This window comes from Enterococcus sp. DIV0187 (genome assembly GCF_051713785.1).
Classification (GTDB): Bacteria; Bacillota; Bacilli; order Lactobacillales; family Enterococcaceae; genus Enterococcus_A; species Enterococcus_A avium.
Genome location: NZ_JBIOQO010000001.1, coordinates 1,367,998 through 1,392,034, shown reverse-complemented (window position 1 = coordinate 1,392,034; position 24,037 = coordinate 1,367,998). Strand labels below are relative to the sequence as shown.

Below are 24,037 nucleotides of genomic sequence, written 5' to 3'. Positions count from 1 at the left end.
TTAGGCACCCTCCAATAATTGACCGTCTTTAATGTGAATTTGGCGATCGCATCGTTCTGCTAATTCCGGGTCATGGGTTACGATAATTAAGGTGATGCCTTTTTGTTGATTTAAATCAAAAAGCAATTTCTCGATTTTTTCACCAGTGGCTGTATCCAGATTTCCAGTTGGTTCGTCGGCAAAAATGATTTCTGGTTGATTAACGATCGCACGAGCAATACATACACGCTGTTTTTGACCACCTGACAAATCATTCGCTTTATTGTTCGCTTTATCACTCAATTCGACAGCTTCTAAAGCGTCTATTGCCATCTGTTTTCTTTTTCGACTCGGGATTCCGGCAATTTTTAATGGTAATAAAACATTCGATAAAACCGTGTCCTTAGGATTTATAAAAAATTGTTGGAAGACAAAACCAAATGTTTCATTTCGCATTTTATTTAGCGAACTATTTTTTATTTGGCGTGTATCTTGATTCAGTAAAGAAATTTTACCTGAACTTGGTCGATCCAGTAACGCTAAAATATGCATTAAAGTTGATTTTCCTGATCCACTTTTACCAATAATTGCGACAGATTCTCCTTTTTTTATTGCGAAATTAACCCCTTTTAATGCTTCAAAAGCCGCTTGGCCAGAACCATAAACTTTTTTCACATCAGTTACTTCAATTGCATTCATTATTTTCCTCCTTTTAGCTAAAAGCTATGGATTGATTCTCCCATAAGTCGAAAATAATAAAATGGTACTAAAGTAGTATTTTGGCGATTATCACTAAAAAAAATAATTAAAATGAGCAATTTTGTCAGTTTGAATACTGATAGAAGTATTTCTAGATATGTTTATAAACTGTTTCTAGTTAAGAACGTAAAAAAAGAGTAAATCACTGATTTACTCAAAGTCTCGAACAAAGAAATCAAATAACGCTTGCTCTTGAGGGTTATTTTGACGAGTTAGTTCTGGATGCCATTGAACACCAATTATTTTTGTGTTTCGTTCACGACTTTCGACAGCTTCGATGATGCCGTCGGTTGACCAAGCAATTGGAACAAGACTTTCAGCTAGGTCTTTAATAGCTTGATGATGGTATGAATTGACCTGTGCACGTTCACCAAATAAGGGAGCCAATGCAGAATCTCCTTTGACGGTAATAGAATGTAGGCCGAAATCGGGAACAGTGGGAAACATATCGTGTTTTACTTTCCAATCAGCATATTGTGACAAGTCCTGATACAATGTCCCGCCTAATGTGACATTTAAAAGTTGTGTTCCGCGACAAACAGTAAAAATTGGTTTATTCTGTTTGATTGCCTCTTTGATTAAAGACATCTCGAATGAGTCGCGATCAATGCTTGTAGGGCCTAACTTTGGATGTGGTTCTTCCCCATATAAAAAAGGAGTGACATCCTGTCCGCCAGCCAATAATAGCTTATCAATTGTTGCAATATAATCACTAGCAAGCTCAGGATCACTGATAGGTAGTAAGATGGGAACACCACCTGCTTGATGTACACCGCTAATAAAGCCTTGGGGACTATAAGTAAATTGTTGATCAAAAAAATCTTGATTATTTTGATAATGCTGATTCGCTGCGACGCCTATAATTTTCTTCTTCATAATTTATCACTCCTTTTATCTTTTGATACCATAGCCAAAACTTAAAAAGCAAGTAATTCGATCTTAATTTTTTCTTCAATTTTGAAATAATAAAAAAACTGCTACAAATATGAAAATAATGCTATATGTTGCTCAAAGGCTTTAGAAAAATTTTGTCTTTTTTTTTGAAAAATAGTTACGGGAACACCTTTTTTTGATATACTGTAGTCATTGAATAAATACAAAAAGGTTGGGCGTAAGCTTCAAGGATCGTGTTCTTCAAGGGGTGAGAAGAACAACCTTGAGAGTTTTGCGTTCTTTTTTTGTATGTAAAGGAGGGTTTGTGTGTTAGAAGCTTTAGAAAAAATAAAATCTGCTGAAGAACTAAATGAAAGAAAAAAAGAACAATTACTGGCTGAATTGACAGCTTATGAGGCGAGTAAAAAACAACTGCTACAAGAAAAGCGGGAAGAGCTGAGAGCAGATTTTTCAAATGCTTTGTCGGAAAGAGAGCAAGCGTTAGCTCAAGACTTAGCGGCTGAAGAACAAGAATTGTCCAGAAGTGCTGAAGACGCTATTAAGCAGATGGAAGAAAACTACAGTTCAAAGAAAGAACAGACGATTCAAAAAATAATTGAAAGGGTGATCTCGGAATATGGCAGTCAGTAAAATGAGTAAGCTGACATTGATTGCTCAACAAGAATATAGTGAGCGAATTTTATCTGCGATTCAGGGTTTCCAAGGAGTGGAAATTCGAGACCTCTTTCAGCAAACAGTCAGTAATGAATGGGTCGAGGAATATTTTAATGAAATAGATCCTTTGCCTAGTCAGGATACTCTTGCAAAAATTGATTACCAGTTAGAACAAATCACACATGCTATTAGATTTGTCGAGCATAACGGAAGTAGTCGGGAAAAAGGCCTTCATCTTAAACGTCAGGTTGCCACTTTAAAGACTTTAGAAGAGAATTTCGATGAAGCTGCTTTACTTTCGGAATTGGAAAGTATTCAAGAATTAGAACGGCATTTTTTGGATGCTAGTTCTAGACAACGTGATTTGAGCGAACAAGAAAGTCTTTTACAAAAATGGCAAGCCTTAGATTTTTTGCCAAAAGAATATGCACTACGTTCATCAAAGTGTTTTCTAGGAACTGCTGATGCAAGTATTTGGGAATCCTTTAAGCAAGAGTTGAAGGACAAACAAATTCATTATGAAATCATTTATAGTGACGATCATATTGTCAACTTCGTTCTATTATTTTTACGTGCAGAACAAGAGGAGGTACAAGAACTTGTTCGTCAATTCAGCATAGTTGCCTTTACGTACAATCGAACACAGCTTCCTAAAACAGAATTGGCCAGCATTCAGCGGGAAATGATGAAATTAGTAGAAGAACAGAAAAAGCTGGCTCGACTGATTGGGCAGAAGAAAATCGTTATTGAAAATCTGGAAACTTCAGAAGAAGTACTGTTGGCACGAAAAAACCGCTGGTTAATTCATGATCGATTTATCAAGGATGATAAAGTATTTTTACTCCAAGGATGGATTGAAACAGACAGTTTCAAAAGCTTTGAAACTTTTGTAGAGGATCTAATCGGAGCTGGAAATCTGTATATCGAAATTGAAGAACCGACGGATACAGAGATCAATGAAGAAATTCCAACTAAATTAAAGAATCATAAGTTAATTAAGCCTTTTGAGATGTTAACTGAAATGTACAGTTTGCCAAAATATCATGAAGTTGACCCGACACCGTGGTTTATGCCGTTTTATTTTGTCTTCTTTGGCATGATGGTAGCCGATGCAGGATATGGTGGTCTGATGTTAGTGGCAACAACTGTTGCTTTGCGAACAATTTTACCGCGCGGAATGGAGCGTTTTATGCGCTTTTTCCAAATTTTGGCTGTTCCTACTATTTTATGGGGCTTGATTTATAACTCGTTCTTTGGCTTTTCGTTAGACTATACGCCAATACTTTCTACTAGTGATGATGTTATTAGTATTCTGATTCTATCCATTGTTTTTGGTGTGATACAGATTTTTATTGGGTTAGGGTTAGCTGCCAAAGAGAATATCAAAGCCAAAAATTATCTAGGTGCAGTTTCAGATGGTTTTGCCTGGCAGGGGATTATGGTCGGAGCAATCGTTGGTGGTTTAGGAAAAATGCTGATGGATAGTCAAGGGCTCTTCTTTATCGGCGTTGGGCTTGCAGTTTTAAGTGCTCTGCTGATAATTGTTACTCCGATGCTACAATCAAAGTCTAAATTGAAAGGATTAGCCAAAGGAGCATATAACTTATATGGAATTACAAGTTATATTGGTGATTTGGTTAGTTATACACGATTGATGGCTTTGGGTATCTCTGGCGGAAGTATTGCTGCAGCATTTAACATGTTGGTGGGCTATATGCCTCCAATAGCGCGCTTTAGCGTGGGTATCTTATTGATGTTGGCTTTACATGGATTAAATATCTTTTTATCTTTATTGTCAGCATATGTTCATGGTGCTCGATTACAATATGTAGAATTTTTTGGGAAATTTTACGAAGGTGGCGGACGTGCGTTTAGTCCACTAAAAACAGAAGAAAAATATGTAAATATTGAACAAGAAAAATAATTGGAGGAATTTTAAACAATGATGGAGTATTTGATTAATAACAGTGGTGGTATTATTTTTGCGATTTTAGGAATGGCTACAGCAACAATTTTCTCAGGTATCGGGTCATCCAAAGGGGTGGGTATGACTGGTGAAGCGGCTGCAGCGTTGACGACTAGTCAGCCAGAAAAGTTTGGACAGGCGTTAATCTTACAGTTGCTGCCTGGTACACAAGGTTTATATGGCTTCGTTATCGCGTTCTTGATTTTCACTAATTTGTCTGGTGATTTATCTGTTGTTCAAGGGTTAGGTTACTTAGGTGCGTCATTACCAATAGCATTTACTGGACTATTTTCAGGGATTGCTCAAGGGAAGGTTGCTGCCGCAGGTATTCAAATCTTAGCGAAAAAACCAGAACACTCAACAAAAGGGATCATTTATGCTGCCATGGTTGAAACGTATGCAATCTTAGGATTCGTTATCTCATTCTTGTTAGTTGGACAAGTGTAAGGAGTTTTTTGATGGAAGCAATCGAAAAGATAGTCGAGCAGCTGAACCAGCAAGCTGACTTGGAGCAGCGTCAGCTGAAAGAAAAAGAGACCGCGCGGATTGATCAGGACTTTCAAGCAGAATTAACAGAAATGAAAGCAGATCATCTTAAACGTCTAGAGAAAAATTTACAAAATCTCGAAAATAATTATAAGCAGGCTAAAAATAGGCGTCAGGTTGCACAAAAACAAATGATTTTAAATCAAAAACAAGCAATTTTAGAGCGAGTGTTTGCTGAGGCTGTGGGACAAATGGAAAATTGGTCAACGAAGGAACAGCAGGAGTTTGCTCACAATGCATTAAAGAAAATGCAATTACAGGGAAATTTGGTTTTTGTTCCGGGAGAAAAATCTCAGACTGTTTTTACAAATGAATGGCTTGCCGAACAAAATAATATGCTGGCTTATCAATTAGTCATGGGCGAGAATCCTGTTGCAGCTGAGGCCGGTTTTATTTTAGACAAAGACGGCGTGCAATATAACTTTCTTTATCAGAGTTTAGTAAGAGAAATACAGCAACGGGAGAGTTTTCAATTTGCTCAAACACTGTTTGAAGAAAAGGATGTAAACTTAGATTTTCATAATTAGAGACTACGAATTAGGAGGCACTGAATGAAACAATCTACGTATCATGAATTGAATCCGCTGGTTCGTTTGAAGGAATTGGAACTGTTAACGCCTGAATTTATGGGGCGAATGTTAAAAGCAGAAAATATGGAAGAAGTTGAGACTCTTTTTAGAGGAACGATTTATGGCGAATATTTAACTGATAATTTTTCTGAAAGTTTTGAAGAAGCCCTAGGGAAAGCTCAGGAGGAATTATTATCGGAGTTAATAAAAATCGTCCCTGACACAAAAGTAGTATGGATTTATACGATGCGCTTTACCTTCCATAATCTAAAGGCATTAATCAAGGGCGAGTTATTAAATCAAAATTTTGATGATCTTTATATTTATGATGGTTTTTATTCTTTAGACCAAATCAAGACAGCAATTCGAACTGGACAAGCTAGCGGTCTACCAGATTTTTTACTTGAAAGCTTACAGGAAGTCCGAGAGCATTTTGAAGAATCGAATAGTTTACAAGGAATTGACATTATTCTTGATCGCAAATATTTGTATTGCCAAAGAAAAATAGCAGATATGATTGATGAGCCAGAACTAACAAAAGAGGTTATTAGTTTCATTGATTTTACTAATATACTTATGGTAGCACGAGGAATTAAACAAAAAAGAAGTCGCAATTTCATGTCGACAGTATTATCGAGCCATGGAAGTATTCCAAAAGACGAATTGCTTGATTGTGTTGAGGGTGATTTAGAGCGATTAACACTTTTTTTACGAGCAACATCTTATGGCGAAATAATCGAACCAATCATTCAAGAAAATACGATTAATCTAACTCAGTTAGAGCGGCTTTGTGATGACTATTTAACTGGCTTTTACGAAACGGCACAAACTCAAGCCTTTGGACCTTTGCCGGTACTAGCACTGCTAAACGCAAAAGCCATCGAGGCTAAAAATCTTCGCTTGATTATTACTGGCAAAGAGGTCGGATTAACAGATGAACAAATAAGAGAGAGGATGCGTGAGACATATGGCACATAAAATCGGTGCAATCGGTGACAAAGACTCTGTCTTACCATTCAAACTTTTTGATTTCGATACTCGAACAACGAAAGATAAACAACTCATTCGACAGCAAATTGATGAAATGGCTAAAAATGACTATGGCATTATTTACATCACTGAGGAATTTGCTCAGCTTGTTCCTGATACCATTAAACATTATGAAGAAAAAATGATTCCAGCAATCGTTTTGATTCCTAATCACGAGGGAACGTTAGGCATCGGCAAGTCCATGATCCAAGGACAAGTTGAACGAGCAGTCGGACAGAATATTTTATAAAGGAGCTAATGACTTGCAAGAAGGTAGAATAATTAAAGTTTCTGGTCCACTAGTGTTGGCAGAAAATATGGAGCAAGCGGCTATTCAAGATATTTGTTACGTAGGTGACCTTGGGGTTATCGGCGAAATCATTGAGATGCGCGGCGATGTGGCATCTATTCAAGTATATGAAGAAACTGCAGGCATTGGACCAGGAGAACCAGTTAAGACAACAGGAGAAGCACTTTCGGTAGAATTGGGTCCGGGAATTGTTTCTCAAATGTTTGATGGTATTCAACGCCCATTAGATACATTCAAGGAACAGACTGACAGCAATTTTCTTAGTCGCGGGGTTCAAATTCCAGCATTAGATCATACGAAGAAATGGTGGTTTGATGCAACTGTTGAAGAAGGAATCACTGTGTCAGCCGGGGATATCGTCGGAACAGTAAACGAAACGAAAATCATTACGCATAAAATTATGGTACCAAATGGTGTTAAAGGGACCTTGAAGAAAATTATATCCGGAGAATTCACGATTGATGAGACCGTTTATGTGGTTGAAACACAAAACGGCTTAGAAGAATTTTCGATGTTGCAAAAATGGCCAGTACGTCGTGGACGTCCTGTATCTGAAAAGCTTAATCCGGAAGCTCCAATGATTACAGGCCAGCGAGTAATCGACACGTTCTTCCCAGTTGTAAAAGGTGGTGCTGCCGCAGTGCCAGGACCATTTGGGGCTGGTAAAACAGTCGTTCAGCATCAGATCGCTAAATGGGCAGATGTGGACATTGTCGTTTACGTTGGTTGCGGTGAACGCGGAAATGAAATGACCGATGTATTGAATGAATTCCCTGAATTGATCGATCCGACAACAGGGGAATCTTTGATGGAGCGAACCATTCTAATCGCAAATACTTCCAACATGCCGGTAGCTGCGCGAGAAGCTTCCATTTATACAGGGATCACTATTGCAGAATATTTCCGTGATATGGGATACAATATTGCTATCATGGCAGACTCTACATCGCGTTGGGCGGAATCTTTGCGGGAAATGAGCGGACGTTTGGAAGAGATGCCCGGGGATGAAGGTTATCCTGCCTATCTAGGCAGTCGTTTAGCAGAATACTATGAGCGTGCTGGACGTGTGATTGCTCTAGGAAGTGACGGACGTGAAGGTTCGATTACAGCAATTAGTGCGGTATCACCTTCTGGTGGTGATACTTCTGAACCAGTAACTCAAAATACATTACGTGTGGTAAAAGTATTTTGGGGATTAAGTGCAACATTAGCACAGCAACGCCATTTTCCATCAATTGATTGGATGGAAAGCTATTCCCTATACTCTTCTGAAGTTGGAAAGTATTTAGATAATGATTTACAAGCAAATTGGTCTGAGATGGTAGCTGAAGGAATGCGGATGCTACAAAAGGAATCTGAACTAAATGAAATCGTACGTTTAGTCGGAATTGATTCATTGTCGGAAAAAGACCGTCTGACACTAGAAGTTGCGAAATCTTTAAGAGAAGATTATCTGCAACAAAATGCCTTTGACGATGTGGATACTTTTACATCCAGAGAAAAACAATTCAAAATGATTCGAAACATTCTGACACTCAATAAAGAAGGGCAACGTGCATTAGAATTAGGAACCTATTTGAAAGAAATTATGGATGGCACGGTCACTTTACGTGATAGAATTGCACGAAGCAAATATATCTCAGAGTCAGAGTTAGAAAAATTAGATCAAATCAACTCGGATATTGTATCGGAAATTCAAGCGATCGTTGCTGAAGGAGGAATGACCAATGATTAAAGAGTATAAAACCATCAATGAAGTGGTCGGACCTTTGATGGCAATTGACAAAGTTGAAGGGATAAAGTATGAAGAGCTACTGGAAATTCGTTTAAAAAATGGCGAGTTGCGTCGTGGACAAGTTTTAGAAATCCATGAAGACAAAGCCCTAGTTCAGATTTTCGAAGGAACGAGCGGTATCAATTTAAAAGAATCTACGGCTCGTTTTTTAGGACATCCGTTGGAGTTAGGCGTATCTGAGGATATGGTTGGTCGTGTCTTTGATGGCTTGGGTCGCCCAAAAGATGGCGGACCAGAAATACTAGCGGAAAAGAATGTTGATATCAACGGGGAAGTAATTAATCCTGTTTCGCGAGATTATCCTGATGAGTTTATTCAAACTGGGATTTCAGCGATTGATCACTTGAATACGTTAGTTCGTGGACAAAAATTACCCGTGTTCTCTGGTTTTGGTTTGCCGCATAAAGAGCTGGCGGCACAAATTGCCCGTCAAGCGACTGTATTAAACAAGGAAGATGACTTCGCTGTAGTGTTTGCCGGGATTGGTATCACTTTTGAAGAAGCTGAATTCTTTATGGAGGATTTCCGTCAGACAGGTGCGATCGATCGTTCAGTCGTGTTTATGAATTTGGCTAACGATCCAGCGATTGAGCGGATTGCAACTCCCCGCATGGCTTTGACAGCGGCTGAGTATTTGGCCTATGAAAAAGGAATGCACGTGTTGGTTATCATGACGGACATGACCAACTACTGTGAGGCCCTTCGAGAAATTTCAGCGGCTCGTCGTGAGGTTCCTGGACGTCGTGGTTATCCGGGGTATCTTTATACGAACTTGGCGACATTATATGAACGTGCTGGTCGAATTCGCGGCTTGAAAGGATCGGTCACTCAAATTCCGATTTTAACAATGCCTGAAGATGATAAAACACATCCAATTCCTGATTTAACGGGATATATTACGGAAGGACAAATTATTTTGTCTCGAGAATTGGATAAAAATGGTATCCAGCCGCCGATTGATGTATTACCGTCCTTGTCACGTTTGAAAGATAAGGGAACTGGTGAAGGAAAGACGCGAAAGGATCATGCGCCAACCATGAACCAATTGTTTGCAGCTTATGCCCAAGGGAAACAAGCGAAGGAACTAGCCGTCGTATTGGGAGATTCTGCTTTGTCAGATGTTGATAAAATCTATGCAAAATTCGCTGAGCGTTTCGAAGAAGAATATGTGAATCAAGGCTTTTACGAGAATCGTTCGATTGATGAAACATTGGATCTTGGCTGGGAACTATTGGCAATGCTGCCAAGAACAGAGCTGAAACGAATCAAGGACGATATGTTGGACGAATATTTAACAAAAGGAGAATGATCCTATGGTGAAATTAAATGTTAATCCAACACGGATGGAGCTTACACGATTAAAAAAGCAACTGACGACTGCAAGTCGCGGACATAAACTTTTGAAGGATAAGCAAGATGAGCTGATGCGACGTTTCATTTTATTGGTCAAAAAGAATAATGTCATGCGCGCTGAGGTCGAAGAGGAATTGCAACAAGCAATGAAAAATTTCTCAGTAGCTGATGCGTTATTGAATGACAAGTACATTGAAGAACTGTTAGCCGTTCCTAAAGAACGTGTAACGCTTGATGTGATTGAAAAAGATGTGATGAGCGTAAAAGTTCCGATCATGAACTTCCAACATGAAAAGGATCTTGCTGATGGACCGCTTGAATATGGCTTTTTGAATTCTAACGATGAGCTGGATCAAAGTATTAAAAAATTCACGAAAGTTTTACCTAAACTACTAGAATTGACTGAAATCGAAAAAACTTGTCAACTTATGGCAAAGGAGATCGAGAAAACACGTCGTCGTGTCAATGCTTTAGAATATATGACGATTCCTCAGTTAGAAGAAACAATTTATTTTATCAAAATGAAATTGGAAGAAAATGAACGTGCAGAAGTGACTCGCATGATCAAAGTTAAAAATATGGGTGCTACTTGAGAAAGTAGCTCCTTTTTTTGAAGGTAGGAAGCTATGGTTAAAGAAAAACATTGGCCTTTTAAAATCTATCCTATTCAATTTATTGCTTTAGGCTTTGCCGTGATCATTTTGTTTGGAAGTGTATTGTTGACCCTGCCGATAGTTACGAAATCAGGACAGGGGACACCGTTTATTGATGCGCTATTTACAGCCACATCTGCGACATGTGTAACAGGTTTAACAACACTGACAACAAGCGAACATTGGAATATGGGCGGACAGTTGATCATTTTAAGCATGATTGAAATCGGTGGATTAGGCTTCATGATGATGCCCTTTATTTTTATGGCTATCATGAAAAGAAAAGTCGGTTTAATGACGCGGATTATTTTGCAGGAATCCTTAAATTTAGATAGCTTATCTGGTGTAATGAGATTGATGCTGTATATTTTTCGCTTTGCGATGGGATTTCAGTTATTAGGTGCGCTTTTATTAGCTATTGACTTTATCCCGGCTTATGGTCTTGAAAGAGGTCTTTGGTATTCGTTCTTTCACTCCATTTCAGCTTTTTGTAACGCTGGATTTGATTTATTTGGCGATAGTTTGGTAGGATTTCAAGATAATGCGTATGTGTTGTTCGTGATTTCTGGATTGATCGTCGGTGGTGGTTTAGGGTTTATCGTTTGGCAGGATTTGATGAATTTTCGCAAGACTCGAAAGCTTAGCCTACATAGTAAACTTGCGTTAACTGTTTCGCTAAGTTTACTGATTATTGGGACGCTTGTGTTTTGTATTTCGGAATCTGGTGGACGTTATTTAGTAGGAAATTCGTCACCGATAAATCGTTTTGCAAATATGCTTTTCATGTCGGTAACTGCTCGAACAGCGGGGTACTTTTCAGTTGATTACGGCAGCGTCAGTCAAGCGGGAATCCTTTTTACGATAGTTTTGATGTTTATTGGCGGGACACCTGGATCAACGGCGGGTGGATTGAAAACAACGACATTTGGTGTTTTATTGGTTCAAACAATTTCTATGCTGAAAGGAAGGATGCACGCAGAGGCTTTTAGACGAACGATTCGTCCGTCGGTCGTGTCTCGTGCGCTGACGTTGTTCTTTATTACGTTGACCTTGTGTATCGCAGTAACGATGCTGATGTCAGTAACGGAGGTTTTACCACGTTTTCGTGGAATCGAGTATCTTTTGTTTGAAACCTTCTCTGCTTTTGGGACAGTTGGATTAACGATGGGACTGACACCTAGTTTGAGTCTTATGGGAAAAATCTTGATTATTGGTTTGATGTACATCGGCAGAGTGGGGATTCTGACAGTTGGCTTCTCACTAACCATACGCTTAACAAAGAAAGAACAAGGAAATTACAAACTGCCAGAAGAAAGTGTCATGATTGGATAAAAAGAGCTAGATTCATTCAATTGAATCTAGCTCTTTTGCTTTTTAACGAATAACTTCAATTTTATAGCCATCTGGATCGGTAATGAAATAATACGAAGGATCCGTTCCTGGAAGACCTTTCAAATCCGTCACGTTGAAACCTTTATTTTTATGCTCTTCATGAAGCTTTTCTAAATCATCGGAACTAATGGCAATATGCCCATAACCATCACCTAAGTCATATGCTGCATGGTCATAGTTATAGGTTAATTCTAATTCATACTCGTCACCAGGTAAAGTTAAGTAAACAAGCGTAAATTTTGAATCTGGAAAATCACGACGACGAGATTCTTCAAATCCGAATGCTTCTTGATAAAATTTGACAGATGCCTCTAAGTCTTTTACTCGAACACAAGTGTGTGCCATTTTCATAAGTAAGTAACCTCCTAATTATTATTAAGTTCATGATAACATAAAACATCCATTTCTCAGCATTTATGCTCAGTGGTTGTTTATGAGTTTTTTTTAATGTAAACTAGCTAGTAAATACATTACTTAGGAGGACACCAATGATCCCAGTGTTTGGCGAAAAGGAAGCCGAAAAAAAATATCAAGCCCGTTATGCAGCTTATGCAATTTTAATGAATGAGGAAAAAGAAATTGCGCTTGTTCAAGCTCCTAATGGTGCTTACTTTTTACCTGGTGGGGAAATCGAAGGTCATGAAACGAAGGAAGAGACGATTGAGCGCGAGATGCTCGAAGAATTAGGCTTTGAGGTCGTTTTATCGGAATATTTAGGACAAGCGGATGAATATTTTTACTCGCGACATCGCGAAACCTTCTTTTATAATCCAGGCTATTTTTATTCTACTAAAAGCTGGGAAAAAGTTTCCGAACCGTTAGAAGAGGGAAACAATAGCAGCTGGGAGCAGCCAGCAAAGGCAATCGCATTATTGAAACGCGGCAGTCACAAATGGGCTGTTGAAGAGTGGCTAAAGAAAAAACTTTCTGATCTTGATTGATCAGAAAGTTTTTTTAGTTACTAACTAACGCTCCGTTATGAATATGTTTTGTGAAAGCTCGATAATAGTCATCAAAAAGATCCGAGTTTTTACTATCTAGTTGGGTCATTTCTTTTGGATAATAGAAACGAACATCACCTTGACCCTGTCCGGTCAAGGCAGAGACTAATTGACTAGCTTTTGACAACTCGATCATCGAGCCGTCTTTTTGCATTAATTCAATTTGTGTGCGGTGACTGCCTTTTTCTGGATGATACAAATCATAAGGCAAATCATAGCTGGAGTTTATCGCCGTATAATAGCGGGGATTAAACCCAGCCTTTTCAACCAAATCTTTCATTTCGACTAGTAAGGGGTTATCACTGGAATCCACTGTGATTGATTTTAATGGCTTGCGATTTAAAAAGCGATAGGCTAGGTCACTTAGAATTAAATCCTGCTCGTCCATCCATTGAGCAAAATAAGTATTCAGAACGCCATCATCTAATTTTAAATAATCCTCCAACGAAAAATCCTCTTTCAAAAATGGAATCAAGAATTGCGAATGGAGTGAAAAAATTTCTGCATCTTCTTGATACAATTCATGTGCGCGATCCAATAAATGTTCCAGTAAGACCTCCATTCCACGAGACACAGAATGAAAATACACTTGAACGTACATTTGATAGCGGCTGACGATATAATCTTCCACAGCATGCATGCCATTCATAGAAAACGCAATCCCGCCTTCGTAAGGACGAATGACACGCAAGATTCTGGTTAAATCAAACGTTCCATATTCTGTCCCAGTATAATAGGCGTCTCGCAATAAATAATCCATTCGATCGGCATCAATCTGACTAGAGATCATTTGTACAACTTGCGGATTGTCATAAGTTTTGGTGATTACACTGGCAACTTTTTCTGGAAAACCTTCTTCGACATTATTTAAAATCTGAAAGACTTCCGTTTCTGGTGATGTAATGATCGCTACAGTCAATGCTTCATGATCGGTATGGAAAATATGTTCAAACGTGTGGGAATAAGGCCCGTGTCCAACATCGTGCAGTAGCGCTGCGCACAAGGCAACTAAGCGATGGGAATCATCCCATCCGTCTTTACCGTATTTTTCTTGAGAATAGTTTCGCTGAAAAATATCACAGATTCGGCGAGTGATATCGTAAACACCTAGCGAATGTGAAAAACGGCTATGCTCCGCACCATGAAAAGTGTAAGAGGTAGTTCCAAGCTGTTTGATCCGGCGCAAACGTTGAACTTCCTTTGAATTGATCAAATCTAAAATTACTTGATGCTGAACATGAATATAGTTATGAACTGGATCGCGAAAAACTTTTTCCAGCGGCAGCATTTGATATTTATAAGTCATTAAGTACCTCCTGAATGAGTGTGTTCCGTTGCTGCATATTTTGAACGCGGCGTTGATATTCTTCTAATTGGTAAAAATTCGGCAGAGAGTCTGTTTGATCATGATGAGGCATCACTTGCAGCAACTCCTTTTTGACAGAATTTACGGATACTTCATAGAATGCAGTATCGTCTAGCGTTGTCATACTATCAAGATTAACGGGTGGATAATCCACACCAAATTGATCTCTCAATCCGGTTTGATAATAAGAGCGAACAATTTTTCCCCGAAGATTTTGATCGCCATTTACGCTAAGATACATCATGATTGCAACGCCTTCTTTAACTCGTCTCTGGGCGATTCCCGCAATTTTTTTTCCTTTAATGGAAAGATCGTATTTACCTGGACAATAAGAATCAGCGACTTCGCCAATTTCTATTCCTAATTTGCCAAAGCGAGTTTGCTCTAACCAGTCTACCATTGCCTGGTAACCGTCATCAATTGATAAGGCAGAGATTGAATTCTTAGGAAGAATTAAAGAGACATTCAAAATACCTGTGTCGCTAATAACACCCAAACCGCCGGCATTACGTAAAAGCAAATGATAGCCTTCTTTTTGAACTACTTTAAGTGCTTCATTAAAATAAGGGACCCTGCTGTCCTTCATTCCTAAGATTAATGTTTTTGGCAACTGCCAAAAGTGAATGATCGGCTGCTCTTGCTCACCGCTGAATTCTGTTAGTACATCAGTCAAAGCAAAGGGATTGAATAAATCTGTATGCGGGAGCATTCCTTGGTCAAAAAGCAACGCTTCTTTCATCTAATCTTCCTCTCGTTCCTTGTATTCTTTCTTATTATAAACAAAAATACAGAAAGTAAGTAATTATGTCGCTCAAAAAAGCAGAAGTAGTTGACAAAAAAAGCAAAACCGACAAAAATAAGTAGTGGAAGAATATCAATTTTTCTTGTATTTTGGCTATAAAGTAAGTGATAACCAAAAGGCATAAAAAGTGATAGATGCAAAAAAATAAGTACATGGAACAAAAAAAGGAGTGGGAGCTCTGTGAATATCAATGAAGGTATTCCTGCCAAAATTAAGGTTCAAACAAAAGTTACTCAAAACAATGAAACAGAGGACTTTGTTTTCGATCTTCCTGGTCAAGTTGTTAAGATGGGAGACACGCTGTATATCCGTTACAAAGAGATTCAGCAAGATGGTCAAGAAGTTCCAGTTACGGTGAAAGTAATGCCGGATTCGCAGGTACAATTAATTCGTTCTGGTGAAACTCGAATGCGCATGCGTTTTGCCTATCGAGAGAAAATGGAAACAAGTTACAAGACACCATTTGGTATTTTTATGATCACGACCTATGCAAACAAAATGCACGTGAGTTTAAAGGATCGACCATTTTCTGGCATCATCACGATCGATTACTCGCTTTTAATGAAAGATGAAAAAGTAGGCGACTATCAGATGGTGTTAGAATTTACCACCTAAGTATAAGAAAGGTTTGCTTTTTATCCTGTGTTTTTGTATGATAAGGAGTAGACTTTGAAAGGACGTGTCATACTTGGAACTTAGTATTTTTGATGGTTTGAACAAAGATGAATTATCAATGATTGAAGTGGCACACGCAATTCTGGAAGAACGCGCAGATGTAATGGATTTTTCGGATCTAGTAAATCAAATCCAAAACTATCTTGGCAAGTCAGACAGTGAGATTCGTGATGCATTAGCACAATTTTATACCGATTTGAATATTGATGGAAGTTTTATTTCTCTAGGAGATAATCGCTGGGGATTACGTTCATGGTACGCGATTGATTCGATTGATGAAGAAGTGAATCATGGCTTAGAAGATGAAGAAGAGGATGCTCCTCGTCGTAAGAAACGCAAAAAAGTCAATGCCTTTATCAATGACGATGAAGATGCGATCGACTACAATGACGACGATCCAGAAGATACGGATCTATTGGTAGACGATGAAGAAGATGAAATTGATGACGACGATGACGATGATGATGACGAAATCGCAGCATACAACTCTGATTTACAAGAAATCGGAGCGGATGCAAGCGAAGATGACGAAGAAGTCGTTCCAGGCGGAATCGAAGATGATCTAAGCGTGATCGATGATGACGACGATGATTTTGATGATGAAGAAGAGGATGAAGAATAGATCATAGCGATCTATTCTTTTTTTATTCAATTTTCCAGCGTTCACAAGCGCTTCCTTTGATTCTTTTCTATGAAACGCGATAGTATAAAATTAGAAAAAGAAGAACGGAAGTGGATTGTTATGGAAAAAGTACCGGAAATTAAAATCAAGCTAACAGATGTGACTGAGCGTTTAGACGAAGGCTATTTATTGCTTTCAGAATTACGCAAGGAGGCAAATGCTCCAGTTGTCAAAGCGCGTCTTTTAAACAAAGAAGTGATTGCGATTTATGGAAAAGAAGCGGCCAAGAAGTTTTATGATCCGCGCAATTTTAAACGAGAAGGAGCAATGCCTAAAATTGTTTTAAAAACATTGTTTGGAGAAAATGGCGTTCAAACATTAGATGGTCAAGCGCATGAGCACAGAAAAACGATTTTTATGGATTTGATGACCCCAAAACGGATGGAGGAATATCATCGTATTCTTGATAAAAATTTGACACAAAAACTAGATCGGCAACAGGGGCAGTTTGAATTATTCGATTTGGCTAAGGATGTTCTATTCCGTTCGATTTGTGAGTGGGCAGGCATTGATTTATCTCAATTGACTAAGAAGGAAGTAGATCAATTAGCTGAATATCAGATTTCAATGATCAGCTCTGCTGTAACAAACCCTGCGACTCATATCAAAGGCATCGATAATCGTAAAAAATCAGAAAAATGGGCCCAATCATTAATCGAAAATGCACGAATCAATCCGGTTGCTGGAAAAGAAGATGTAGCTTTGTATGCTTTTGCTAAAGCGACAGATGATCATGGTGAATTATTACCGATTGATGTTGCTGCTGTTGAGTTGTTAAATGTGATTCGTCCAACTGTAGCCTTGACAGTTTGGATTGCTCTGATGGGACATGCGTTATTCAGTCGACCAGATATTTACCAGCGTCTCCATGCAGAATTTGATCAGCTGAAGGATTCATTCATACAAGAAATGCGCCGATACTATCCCTTTTTCCCAATGCTACCAGCCTTTGCAATACAAGATGTGGAAGTTGACGGATACTTAATCCCTAAAGATAGCTGGGTTGTTCTTGATCTTTACGGAACAAACCACGATGATCGAATGATTGAAACGCCTGAAGTTTTTCGAATTTCCCGTTACCTAGGAAAAGAAAAACATATTTCTTATGATGAGGAGTATGAAATGATCGCTCAAGGCGGAGGAGAATTTAAAGCAATGCATCGCTGTGCGGGAGAGTGGATTACGTTGCATACGTTAAGGGTCTTTTCTGATCAGCTCGTAAATAAATACCAGTTCTCGATACCAGAGCAGGACTGGAGCATTCCGATGAATCAATTTCCAACTTATCCGAAAAGCAAAGCACTGCTAATCAAGAAATAATCGATAGATCCTCTCTAACTAGGCTAAGTAGTTTAGTTAGAGAGGCTATTTTGCAGTTAAAAAAGATTATTTTTCTGCAATCAAATGTTTTATTTAGCTGTTTGAATAATCGTTAAGACTCGTTGCTATTACAGAGTTTATACATTAAAAGAGGGGTGAAATAGATAAAATTGATAAGTATCTGTTAAAAAAGTATAATGGAAGTTATGGAGATAGACTAAATATATCGGTAAAAGAAAAGACACTTCTCAAAGATGAGAAGTGTCGTAAAAGTATGCGCCCTGAGGGAATCGAACCCCCGTCTCAAGAACCGGAATCTTACGTGATATCCACTACACTAAGGGCGCAAGCACGATTATTAGTTTAGCATATTATTTTAAAAAAACAAGGGGAAAGTATATGAAGTTTCAACAAGGTTATTCGCAAAAGCAGCAGCAAACCCAAAAATTAGCGATGACACAGGAGCTGCAGCAGGCGATTCAAATATTACAATTTAATACTGAGGAGTTGCAGGACTATGTTGAAACAGTTTCTTTAGAGAATCCATTGTTTGACGTAGTTGCTCCGAAAATACAAAGTGATTTAATGCAAATGCACAGTGGTGCAGTTAAGGAAGAATCCTTCATTCAAATTGCCGATCACCCTGTTTCGTTATTTGAGCATTTAATCAATCAGATACATTTGAATTATCGTGATACCTTTATTCGTGAGATTATGCTGGTCTTGGTAGAGTATATCGATGTTAATGGATATTTGAAAGTTGATGAAGAAGAAATAAAGGATGAGTTAAACGCGACAGATATTCAATATCTGGATGCTTTAACGCTTTTGCAGCAATTAGATCCGCCGGGTGTTGGTGCAAGAAATTTACAGGAATGCTTGATGCTCCAGACTGAGCAAGATGATTATGCGCCAGAACTAGCTTATCTATTATTAGAAGAATCCTTTGATGCGATTGCAAAGAGGAAATTCGAGCAGATTGCTAAAGAATATCAAATCAGCTTGCCGCAGGTTCAGCAAATTTTAGATTATATTCGGGCATTGAATCCATTCCCAGGAGCAAGCTTTGGCGGGCAGGATTCCAATTTTATCATTCCTGATCTTACTTTAGTAAGAAGAGAAGGACGATTAGTTGTATTATCAAATAAGCGAGGGCAGCTAAGACTGAATTTTCAGGAAAATTATTTCAATCGTTTGAAACAGCAGGCGGACGAAGAAACCAAAATTTACCTGAAAGAAAAACTCCAGCAATTTGAATGGCTGAACAAAACGCTGGGACAGCGAAAAGATACCATTTTAGAGGTTGGAAAAATCATTGTTCAGTATCAAGCCGCGTTCTTTGAGGAAAAACAGGGTGCATTAAAGCCGTTGATGCTTAAAGATGTGGCGAAACAATTAGAAGTTCATGAATCAACGATCAGTCGTGCGGTCAATGGAAAATATATTGAAACTGACTTTGGTGTTTTCGAACTGCGCAGCTTTTTTGTCAATAAAGTCAATGATGAGGATACCTCTGCGGATGAGGTCAAGCAATTAATTGCATCGTTCGTTGAGCAAGAAGATAAACGTAAACCGTTATCTGATCAAAAAATAGTGGAATTACTCGCAGAAAAAGAGCAAAAAATCTCTCGGAGGACGGTCGCAAAGTATCGAGATGCGTTAAATATTCCCAGCTCTTCGAAAAGAAAACGTTTTGATTGAGCCAAGTAAAAAAACTTGGCTTTTTCCTTGCGTATAAGGCGCAAAACTGTTACACTTTGTCATGTAAGAAATCAGCAAATTTCAAATCAGTAATTTGAGTTTCTTGCATTTTTTTTAAAATTCATGGGTCGCTAAAAGTCTATGAGGGACTACTTAAGTCCAACGGAGGAATTCCTTTGTTAAGTGAATTAAGAGTACTTGAAGCAATCGCCCCTGATGTGCTAGAGGTTGTCAAAAAGAGATATCGCATTATGCAGAATATTTTTTGGATGCAACCAATCGGTCGAAGAAACTTAGCTGATTCATTAGGTCTTACCGAGCGAGTATTACGTGGGGAGACGGATTATCTTAGAGATCAGCGTTTGATTGATGCAACGAAGAGCGGCATGTTATTAACTGAAAAGGGCGAGGGGCTGTTACAGCATTTAGAACTATTGATGGAACAGTTTACCGGAATGGATCAGTTAGAAAAACAACTTGCTTCACTTTTTAAGATCGAACGATGCTTGATCGTTTCTGGTAACAGTGATGAGCAGGAAAAGGTAATTGGTGAATTTGGTGAGTTAGTTGATGAGGCTTTGCAGCGTCAACTGCCAGAAGGCCGAAATATTATTGCAGTGATGGGCGGAACTACGATGGCGGAAGTTGCCAGACATGTCAGTCCATTAGAAACAGTCAAACGACATAATCTTTTTGTTCCAGCTAGAGGAGGTATCGGCGAAGCCGTATCGATTCAAGCAAATTCAGTCAGCGCCTTGATGGCAGCCAATGCTCATGGGGAGCATCGTGCATTATATGTCCCAGAGCAATTAAGCGAAGAGGCGTATCATACTCTGCTGAAAGAACCTTCTATCAGAAGTGTCTTGGCGATGATTAAAGAAGCCAATTGTGTAGTTCACAGTATTGGCCGAGCATTGCACATGGCAGCAAGACGAAAAATGTCTGAAGATGAGATTGTTCGTCTGAAACAAAAAAATGCCGTTGCAGAATCCTTTGGGTACTTTTTTGACGAGAACGGAGAGATCGTTCATAAGGTGCCGCGTATCGGATTATCCTTAGAGGATATTCAAAAGATGCCGACGATTCTTGCAGTCGCTGGTGGTAAGAGTAAAGCCAAAGCCATTACAGCGTATATGAAAAATGCTCCACAACAAACGTGGCTCATCACCGATGAAGCTGCGGCAAACGAGATTTTAAAAGGGACATCCCCTTTAAAATAAATATATTTTTTGATTCCATAAGGAGGAAATCTTAAATGACAGTAAAAGTTGGAATTAACGGATTTGGACGTATCGGACGCTTAGCATTCCGCCGTATCCAAGATGTAGAAGGATTGGAAGTTGTAGCTATCAACGACTTAACAGACGCTAAAATGTTGGCTCACTTGTTAAAATATGATACAACTCAAGGTCGCTTTAACGGAACTGTTGAAGTTCACGAAGGTTCATTCAATGTGAACGGCAAAGAAGTTAAGGTTCTTGCTAACCGCAACCCTGAAGAATTACCTTGGGGAGAACTAGGAGTAGATATCGTATTAGAATGTACTGGATTCTTCACTTCAAAATCTGCTGCTGAAAAACATTTAACAGCTGGTGCTAAACGTGTTGTTATCTCAGCTCCTGGTGGTAACGATGTTCCAACAATCGTTTACAACACTAACCACGAAACTTTAACTGGTGACGAAACAGTTATCTCTGGTGCTTCATGTACTACTAACTGTTTAGCTCCTATGGCTAAAACTTTAAATGACGAATTTGGCGTTGTTGAAGGCTTAATGACAACTATCCACGCTTACACTGGTGACCAAATGACTCTTGATGGACCTCACCCTAAAGGCGACTTCCGTCGTGCGCGTGCTGCTGCAGCAAACATCGTGCCTAACTCAACTGGTGCTGCTAAAGCAATCGGTCTAGTTATTCCTGAATTAAACGGTAAATTAGACGGAGCTGCTCAACGTGTTCCTGTTCCAACAGGTTCATTAACTGAATTAGTAACAGTTCTTGACAAAAAAGTTACCGTTGATGAAGTAAATGCAGCAATGAAAGCAGCTGCTAACGAATCATTCGGTTACAACACTGACGAAATCGTTTCTTCAGATATCGTAGGTATGACTTACGGTTCATTATTTGACGAAACTCAAACTAAAGTTATGACTGTTGGCGACCAACAATTAGTTAAAACAGTTGCTTGGTATGACAATGAAATGTCATACACTGCTCAATTAGTTCGTACTTTAGAATATTTCGCAAACCTATAAGATTTATTTTAAACGAAAAAGAACATTGTCTGAACAAGGCGGGGAAGCGACGCGCTTCTCCGTTTTTTTCGTAAGTTTATCATTGGCTCTTTTGTCAAAAAGAGTTGTATAATAATAAAGATTTAAAAAAATTATTTGGAGGTTTTCTTTCATGGCAAAAATGACAGTTAAAGATCTTGACTTGAAAGACAAGAAAGTTTTAGTTCGTGTGGACTTTAACGTTCCTGTTAAGGATGGCGTGATTACTGATGACACTCGTATCAAAGCGGCGTTACCAACAATCAACTACATTTTAGAACAAGGCGGCAAAGCAATTTTGTTCTCTCACCTAGGTCGTGTGAAAACAGAAGAAGATAAAGCTGGCAAATCATTAAAACCAGTTGCTGAACGTTTAAGCGAATTATTGGGTAAAAATGTAACGTTTGTACCTGAAACTCGTGGCTCTGAATTGGAATCAGCAATCGCAGACATGAAAGACGGCGACGTGGTTGTCTTTGAAAACACTCGTTTTGAAGATATCGACGGTAAAAAAGAAAGCGGAAATGACGCTGAATTGGGTAAATACTGGGCTTCATTAGGCGATGTATTCGTTAATGACGCATTTGGTACGGCTCACCGTGCGCACGCTTCAAACGTAGGTATCGCTTCTACTGGAATTCCAACTGTTGCTGGATTCTTAATGGAAAAAGAAATTAAATTCATCGGAGAAGCTGTGGAAGAACCTAAACGTCCGATGGTTGCGATCTTAGGTGGCGCGAAAGTTTCTGACAAAATCGGCGTAATCAAAAACTTGATTCCTAAAGCTGACAAAATCTTAATCGGCGGCGGAATGACTTATACATTCTACAAAGCTAAAGGCATGGAAATCGGTAACTCATTAGTTGAAGCTGATAAAGTGGATTTGGCGAAAGAATTGATCGAAGCAGCTGGCGACAAATTAGTTTTACCAGTTGACTCAATCACAGCGGCTGAATTTTCAAACGACGTTCCAACGGAAGAACATACTGGTGATGTTCCTGCTGGACAAATGGGTCTTGACATTGGACCAGAATCAATCGCTTTATTCGCTCAAACATTAGAAGGCGCTAAAACAGTTGTTTGGAACGGACCGATGGGTGTGTTCGAAATGAGCAACTTCGCTCGCGGAACAATCGGTGTTTGTGAAGCTATTGCAAACTTGAAAGATGCTACAACAATCATCGGTGGTGGGGACTCTGCAGCTGCAGCTGAACAACTTGGCTTTGCTGACAAGTTCACTCACATCTCAACTGGTGGCGGTGCAAGTCTTGAATTACTAGAAGGTAAAGAATTACCAGGTCTTGCAGCAATCAACGACAAATAATCAGAAAAGTATTTCGAGCTCGTTCAGCTCTCAAGCACCAAATAGGCACTGTTCTACATCAGCTCCGCTTATCGTTGAAGAGAGCTAGCTCGTAATACTAGACAATAAAATTCAAAAAGGAGTTTTTTTAAATGCGTAAACCAATTATCGCTGGTAACTGGAAAATGAATTTAACTGCATCAGAAGCAAAAGATTTTGCTGAAGCAGTGAAAAACAACATTCCTGCTAATGATAAAGTAGATTCAGTGATCGGGTCTCCTGCTTTATTCTTACAAGAATTAGTTGAAGCAGCTAAAGGCACTGACTTAAAAATCTCTGCTCAAAATTGCTACTGGGAAAATGCTGGAGCATTCACTGGTGAAACTTCACCTGCCGCTTTAGCTGATCTTGGTGTGGATTATGTCATCATCGGCCATTCAGAACGTCGTGAATACTTCCATGAAACAGACGAAGAAATCAACAAAAAAGCCAAAGCGATCTTTGCTAACGGTATGTTGCCAATTCTTTGCTGTGGTGAGTCTTTAGAAACCTATGAAGCTGGCAAAACAGCTGAATGGATCGAAGGACAAATCAAAGCTGGTTTAGCTGATCTTTCTGCTGAACAAGTTTCAAGCATGGTCATTGCTTATGAACCAATCTGGGCTATCGGTACTGGTAAATCTGCGGACGCACAAATCGCTGATGAAATCTGCGGCGTTGTTCGTTCAACAGTTGAAGGTATCTACGGCAAAGAAGTTTCTGAAGCTGTTCGTATCCAATACGGCGGTTCTGTGAAACCTGAAAACATCGCTGAATACATGGCAAAAGAAAACGTTGATGGTGCTTTAGTCGGCGGAGCAAGCTTGAAAGCTGACTCATTCTTAGCTTTATTAGAAGGCGCAAAATAATTTTTATAGAAAATTGCGGCTTTTGTTTGCAACTGCCGACGATTTTCACTAATATTGGTTATAAGGGTTTTTAACCCTTTAATAAAAACAAATTTTAAAGGAGAG

Annotated in this window: 24 protein-coding genes, 1 tRNA gene and 1 other annotated feature; of the genes, 19 read left to right on the top strand and 6 right to left on the bottom strand. The window is 39.0% G+C overall.

What is annotated here, in order from left to right; translation table 11 throughout:
* Nucleotides 1-678 (bottom strand): ABC transporter ATP-binding protein, encoded by a 678-nt coding sequence (locus IGI52_RS06835; protein ID WP_049219289.1) that lies wholly within the window; start codon nt 676-678, stop codon nt 1-3.
* A 210-nt stretch (nt 679-888) separates the two neighbouring features.
* On the bottom strand, nt 889-1,614 hold the full coding sequence (locus IGI52_RS06830; protein ID WP_438780809.1) for a gamma-glutamyl-gamma-aminobutyrate hydrolase family protein: 726 nt from the start codon (nt 1,612-1,614) through the stop codon (nt 889-891).
* Nucleotides 1,615-1,841: 227 nt separating this feature from the next.
* Nucleotides 1,842-1,889 (top strand) — a sequence feature (sodium ion sensor (DUF1646 type); this cis-regulatory element may regulate processes involved in with the transportation of sodium ions).
* Between the two features lie 49 nt (nt 1,890-1,938).
* Here IGI52_RS06830 and IGI52_RS06825 point away from each other — a divergent pair.
* From IGI52_RS06825 to IGI52_RS06780, 10 genes are read left to right on the top strand one after another with little or no spacing between them, the layout of a single operon-like run.
* Nucleotides 1,939-2,262 (top strand): hypothetical protein, encoded by a 324-nt coding sequence (locus IGI52_RS06825; RefSeq protein ID WP_016182013.1) that lies wholly within the window; start codon nt 1,939-1,941, stop codon nt 2,260-2,262.
* On the top strand, nt 2,249-4,210 hold the full coding sequence (locus IGI52_RS06820) for a V-type ATP synthase subunit I (protein ID WP_016182014.1): 1,962 nt from the start codon (nt 2,249-2,251) through the stop codon (nt 4,208-4,210). The genes IGI52_RS06825 and IGI52_RS06820 overlap by 14 nt, the downstream gene beginning before the upstream one ends.
* Before the next feature lie 18 nt (nt 4,211-4,228).
* Nucleotides 4,229-4,699, top strand: coding sequence for a V-type ATP synthase subunit K (locus IGI52_RS06815; RefSeq protein WP_010744503.1), 471 nt, complete (start codon nt 4,229-4,231; stop codon nt 4,697-4,699).
* 11 nt (nt 4,700-4,710) lie between these two features.
* Nucleotides 4,711-5,325 carry a hypothetical protein gene (locus tag IGI52_RS06810; RefSeq protein ID WP_049219265.1) on the top strand — a complete coding sequence of 205 codons (615 nt, stop codon included), beginning with the start codon at nt 4,711-4,713 and terminating at the stop codon, nt 5,323-5,325.
* Nucleotides 5,326-5,349: 24 nt separating this feature from the next.
* Complete coding sequence (locus IGI52_RS06805) at nt 5,350-6,345, top strand: V-type ATPase subunit (protein WP_016182016.1); 996 nt, start codon at nt 5,350-5,352, stop codon at nt 6,343-6,345.
* On the top strand, nt 6,335-6,646 hold the full coding sequence (locus tag IGI52_RS06800; protein ID WP_438780808.1) for a V-type ATP synthase subunit F: 312 nt from the start codon (nt 6,335-6,337) through the stop codon (nt 6,644-6,646). Before IGI52_RS06805 ends, IGI52_RS06800 begins: the two co-directional genes overlap by 11 nt.
* 13 nt (nt 6,647-6,659) lie before the next feature.
* A complete protein-coding gene (locus IGI52_RS06795) occupies nt 6,660-8,441 on the top strand; it encodes a V-type ATP synthase subunit A (RefSeq protein ID WP_438780807.1) in 1,782 nt (593 codons plus the stop codon).
* Complete coding sequence (locus IGI52_RS06790) at nt 8,434-9,810, top strand: V-type ATP synthase subunit B (RefSeq protein WP_016182019.1); 1,377 nt, start codon at nt 8,434-8,436, stop codon at nt 9,808-9,810. Before IGI52_RS06795 ends, IGI52_RS06790 begins: the two co-directional genes overlap by 8 nt.
* Before the next feature lie 4 nt (nt 9,811-9,814).
* Nucleotides 9,815-10,447, top strand: a complete 633-nt coding sequence (locus IGI52_RS06785; RefSeq protein ID WP_016182020.1) for a V-type ATP synthase subunit D — start codon at nt 9,815-9,817, stop codon at nt 10,445-10,447.
* A gap of 33 nt (nt 10,448-10,480) precedes the next feature.
* Nucleotides 10,481-11,839 carry a TrkH family potassium uptake protein gene (locus IGI52_RS06780; protein WP_118368241.1) on the top strand — a complete coding sequence of 453 codons (1,359 nt, stop codon included), beginning with the start codon at nt 10,481-10,483 and terminating at the stop codon, nt 11,837-11,839.
* 42 nt (nt 11,840-11,881) lie between these two features.
* Here IGI52_RS06780 and gloA read toward each other — a convergent pair whose 3' ends face one another.
* Nucleotides 11,882-12,250 carry a lactoylglutathione lyase gene (gloA, locus tag IGI52_RS06775; protein WP_016182022.1) on the bottom strand — a complete coding sequence of 123 codons (369 nt, stop codon included), beginning with the start codon at nt 12,248-12,250 and terminating at the stop codon, nt 11,882-11,884.
* 137 nt (nt 12,251-12,387) lie between these two features.
* Between gloA and IGI52_RS06770 the strand changes: the two genes are divergently transcribed.
* Complete coding sequence (locus tag IGI52_RS06770; protein ID WP_016182023.1) at nt 12,388-12,840, top strand: NUDIX hydrolase; 453 nt, start codon at nt 12,388-12,390, stop codon at nt 12,838-12,840.
* 13 nt (nt 12,841-12,853) lie between these two features.
* Here IGI52_RS06770 and IGI52_RS06765 read toward each other — a convergent pair whose 3' ends face one another.
* Nucleotides 12,854-14,206 (bottom strand): HD domain-containing protein, encoded by a 1,353-nt coding sequence (locus IGI52_RS06765; RefSeq protein WP_438780806.1) that lies wholly within the window; start codon nt 14,204-14,206, stop codon nt 12,854-12,856.
* Complete coding sequence (locus IGI52_RS06760; RefSeq protein WP_127979311.1) at nt 14,196-15,005, bottom strand: lipoate--protein ligase family protein; 810 nt, start codon at nt 15,003-15,005, stop codon at nt 14,196-14,198. The genes IGI52_RS06765 and IGI52_RS06760 overlap by 11 nt, the downstream gene beginning before the upstream one ends.
* 243 nt (nt 15,006-15,248) lie before the next feature.
* Between IGI52_RS06760 and IGI52_RS06755 the strand changes: the two genes are divergently transcribed.
* The 3 genes from IGI52_RS06755 to IGI52_RS06745 all read left to right on the top strand — a co-directional run bounded on the left by IGI52_RS06755 (nt 15,249) and on the right by IGI52_RS06745 (nt 17,745).
* Nucleotides 15,249-15,683, top strand: coding sequence for a DUF1934 domain-containing protein (locus IGI52_RS06755; protein WP_016182026.1), 435 nt, complete (start codon nt 15,249-15,251; stop codon nt 15,681-15,683).
* Nucleotides 15,684-15,756: 73 nt separating this feature from the next.
* Nucleotides 15,757-16,365, top strand: a complete 609-nt coding sequence (gene rpoE, locus IGI52_RS06750) for a DNA-directed RNA polymerase subunit delta (RefSeq protein ID WP_016182027.1) — start codon at nt 15,757-15,759, stop codon at nt 16,363-16,365.
* Nucleotides 16,366-16,485: 120 nt separating this feature from the next.
* A complete protein-coding gene (locus IGI52_RS06745; RefSeq protein ID WP_438780805.1) occupies nt 16,486-17,745 on the top strand; it encodes a cytochrome P450 in 1,260 nt (419 codons plus the stop codon).
* A gap of 275 nt (nt 17,746-18,020) precedes the next feature.
* On the opposite strand, the gene IGI52_RS06740 is transcribed toward IGI52_RS06745, so the two are convergent.
* Nucleotides 18,021-18,092 (bottom strand) — tRNA-Arg (locus IGI52_RS06740).
* 52 nt (nt 18,093-18,144) lie between these two features.
* Here IGI52_RS06740 and rpoN point away from each other — a divergent pair.
* From rpoN to tpiA, 5 genes are all read left to right on the top strand, one after another.
* Nucleotides 18,145-19,446: an RNA polymerase factor sigma-54 gene (rpoN, locus tag IGI52_RS06735; protein WP_438780804.1), complete on the top strand. Its 1,302-nt coding sequence runs from the start codon at nt 18,145-18,147 to the stop codon at nt 19,444-19,446.
* Nucleotides 19,447-19,622: 176 nt separating this feature from the next.
* The gene (locus IGI52_RS06730; protein ID WP_016179846.1) at nt 19,623-20,666 is read left to right on the top strand and encodes a sugar-binding transcriptional regulator; all 1,044 of its coding nucleotides are present in this window, start codon (nt 19,623-19,625) and stop codon (nt 20,664-20,666) included.
* 35 nt (nt 20,667-20,701) lie between these two features.
* Nucleotides 20,702-21,703: a type I glyceraldehyde-3-phosphate dehydrogenase gene (gap, locus tag IGI52_RS06725; protein WP_016179847.1), complete on the top strand. Its 1,002-nt coding sequence runs from the start codon at nt 20,702-20,704 to the stop codon at nt 21,701-21,703.
* 151 nt (nt 21,704-21,854) lie between these two features.
* Complete coding sequence (locus tag IGI52_RS06720) at nt 21,855-23,045, top strand: phosphoglycerate kinase (RefSeq protein WP_016179848.1); 1,191 nt, start codon at nt 21,855-21,857, stop codon at nt 23,043-23,045.
* Between the two features lie 131 nt (nt 23,046-23,176).
* The gene (gene tpiA / locus IGI52_RS06715; protein WP_010744522.1) at nt 23,177-23,932 is read left to right on the top strand and encodes a triose-phosphate isomerase; all 756 of its coding nucleotides are present in this window, start codon (nt 23,177-23,179) and stop codon (nt 23,930-23,932) included.
* The last annotated feature ends 105 nt before the right edge of the window (nt 23,933-24,037 follow it).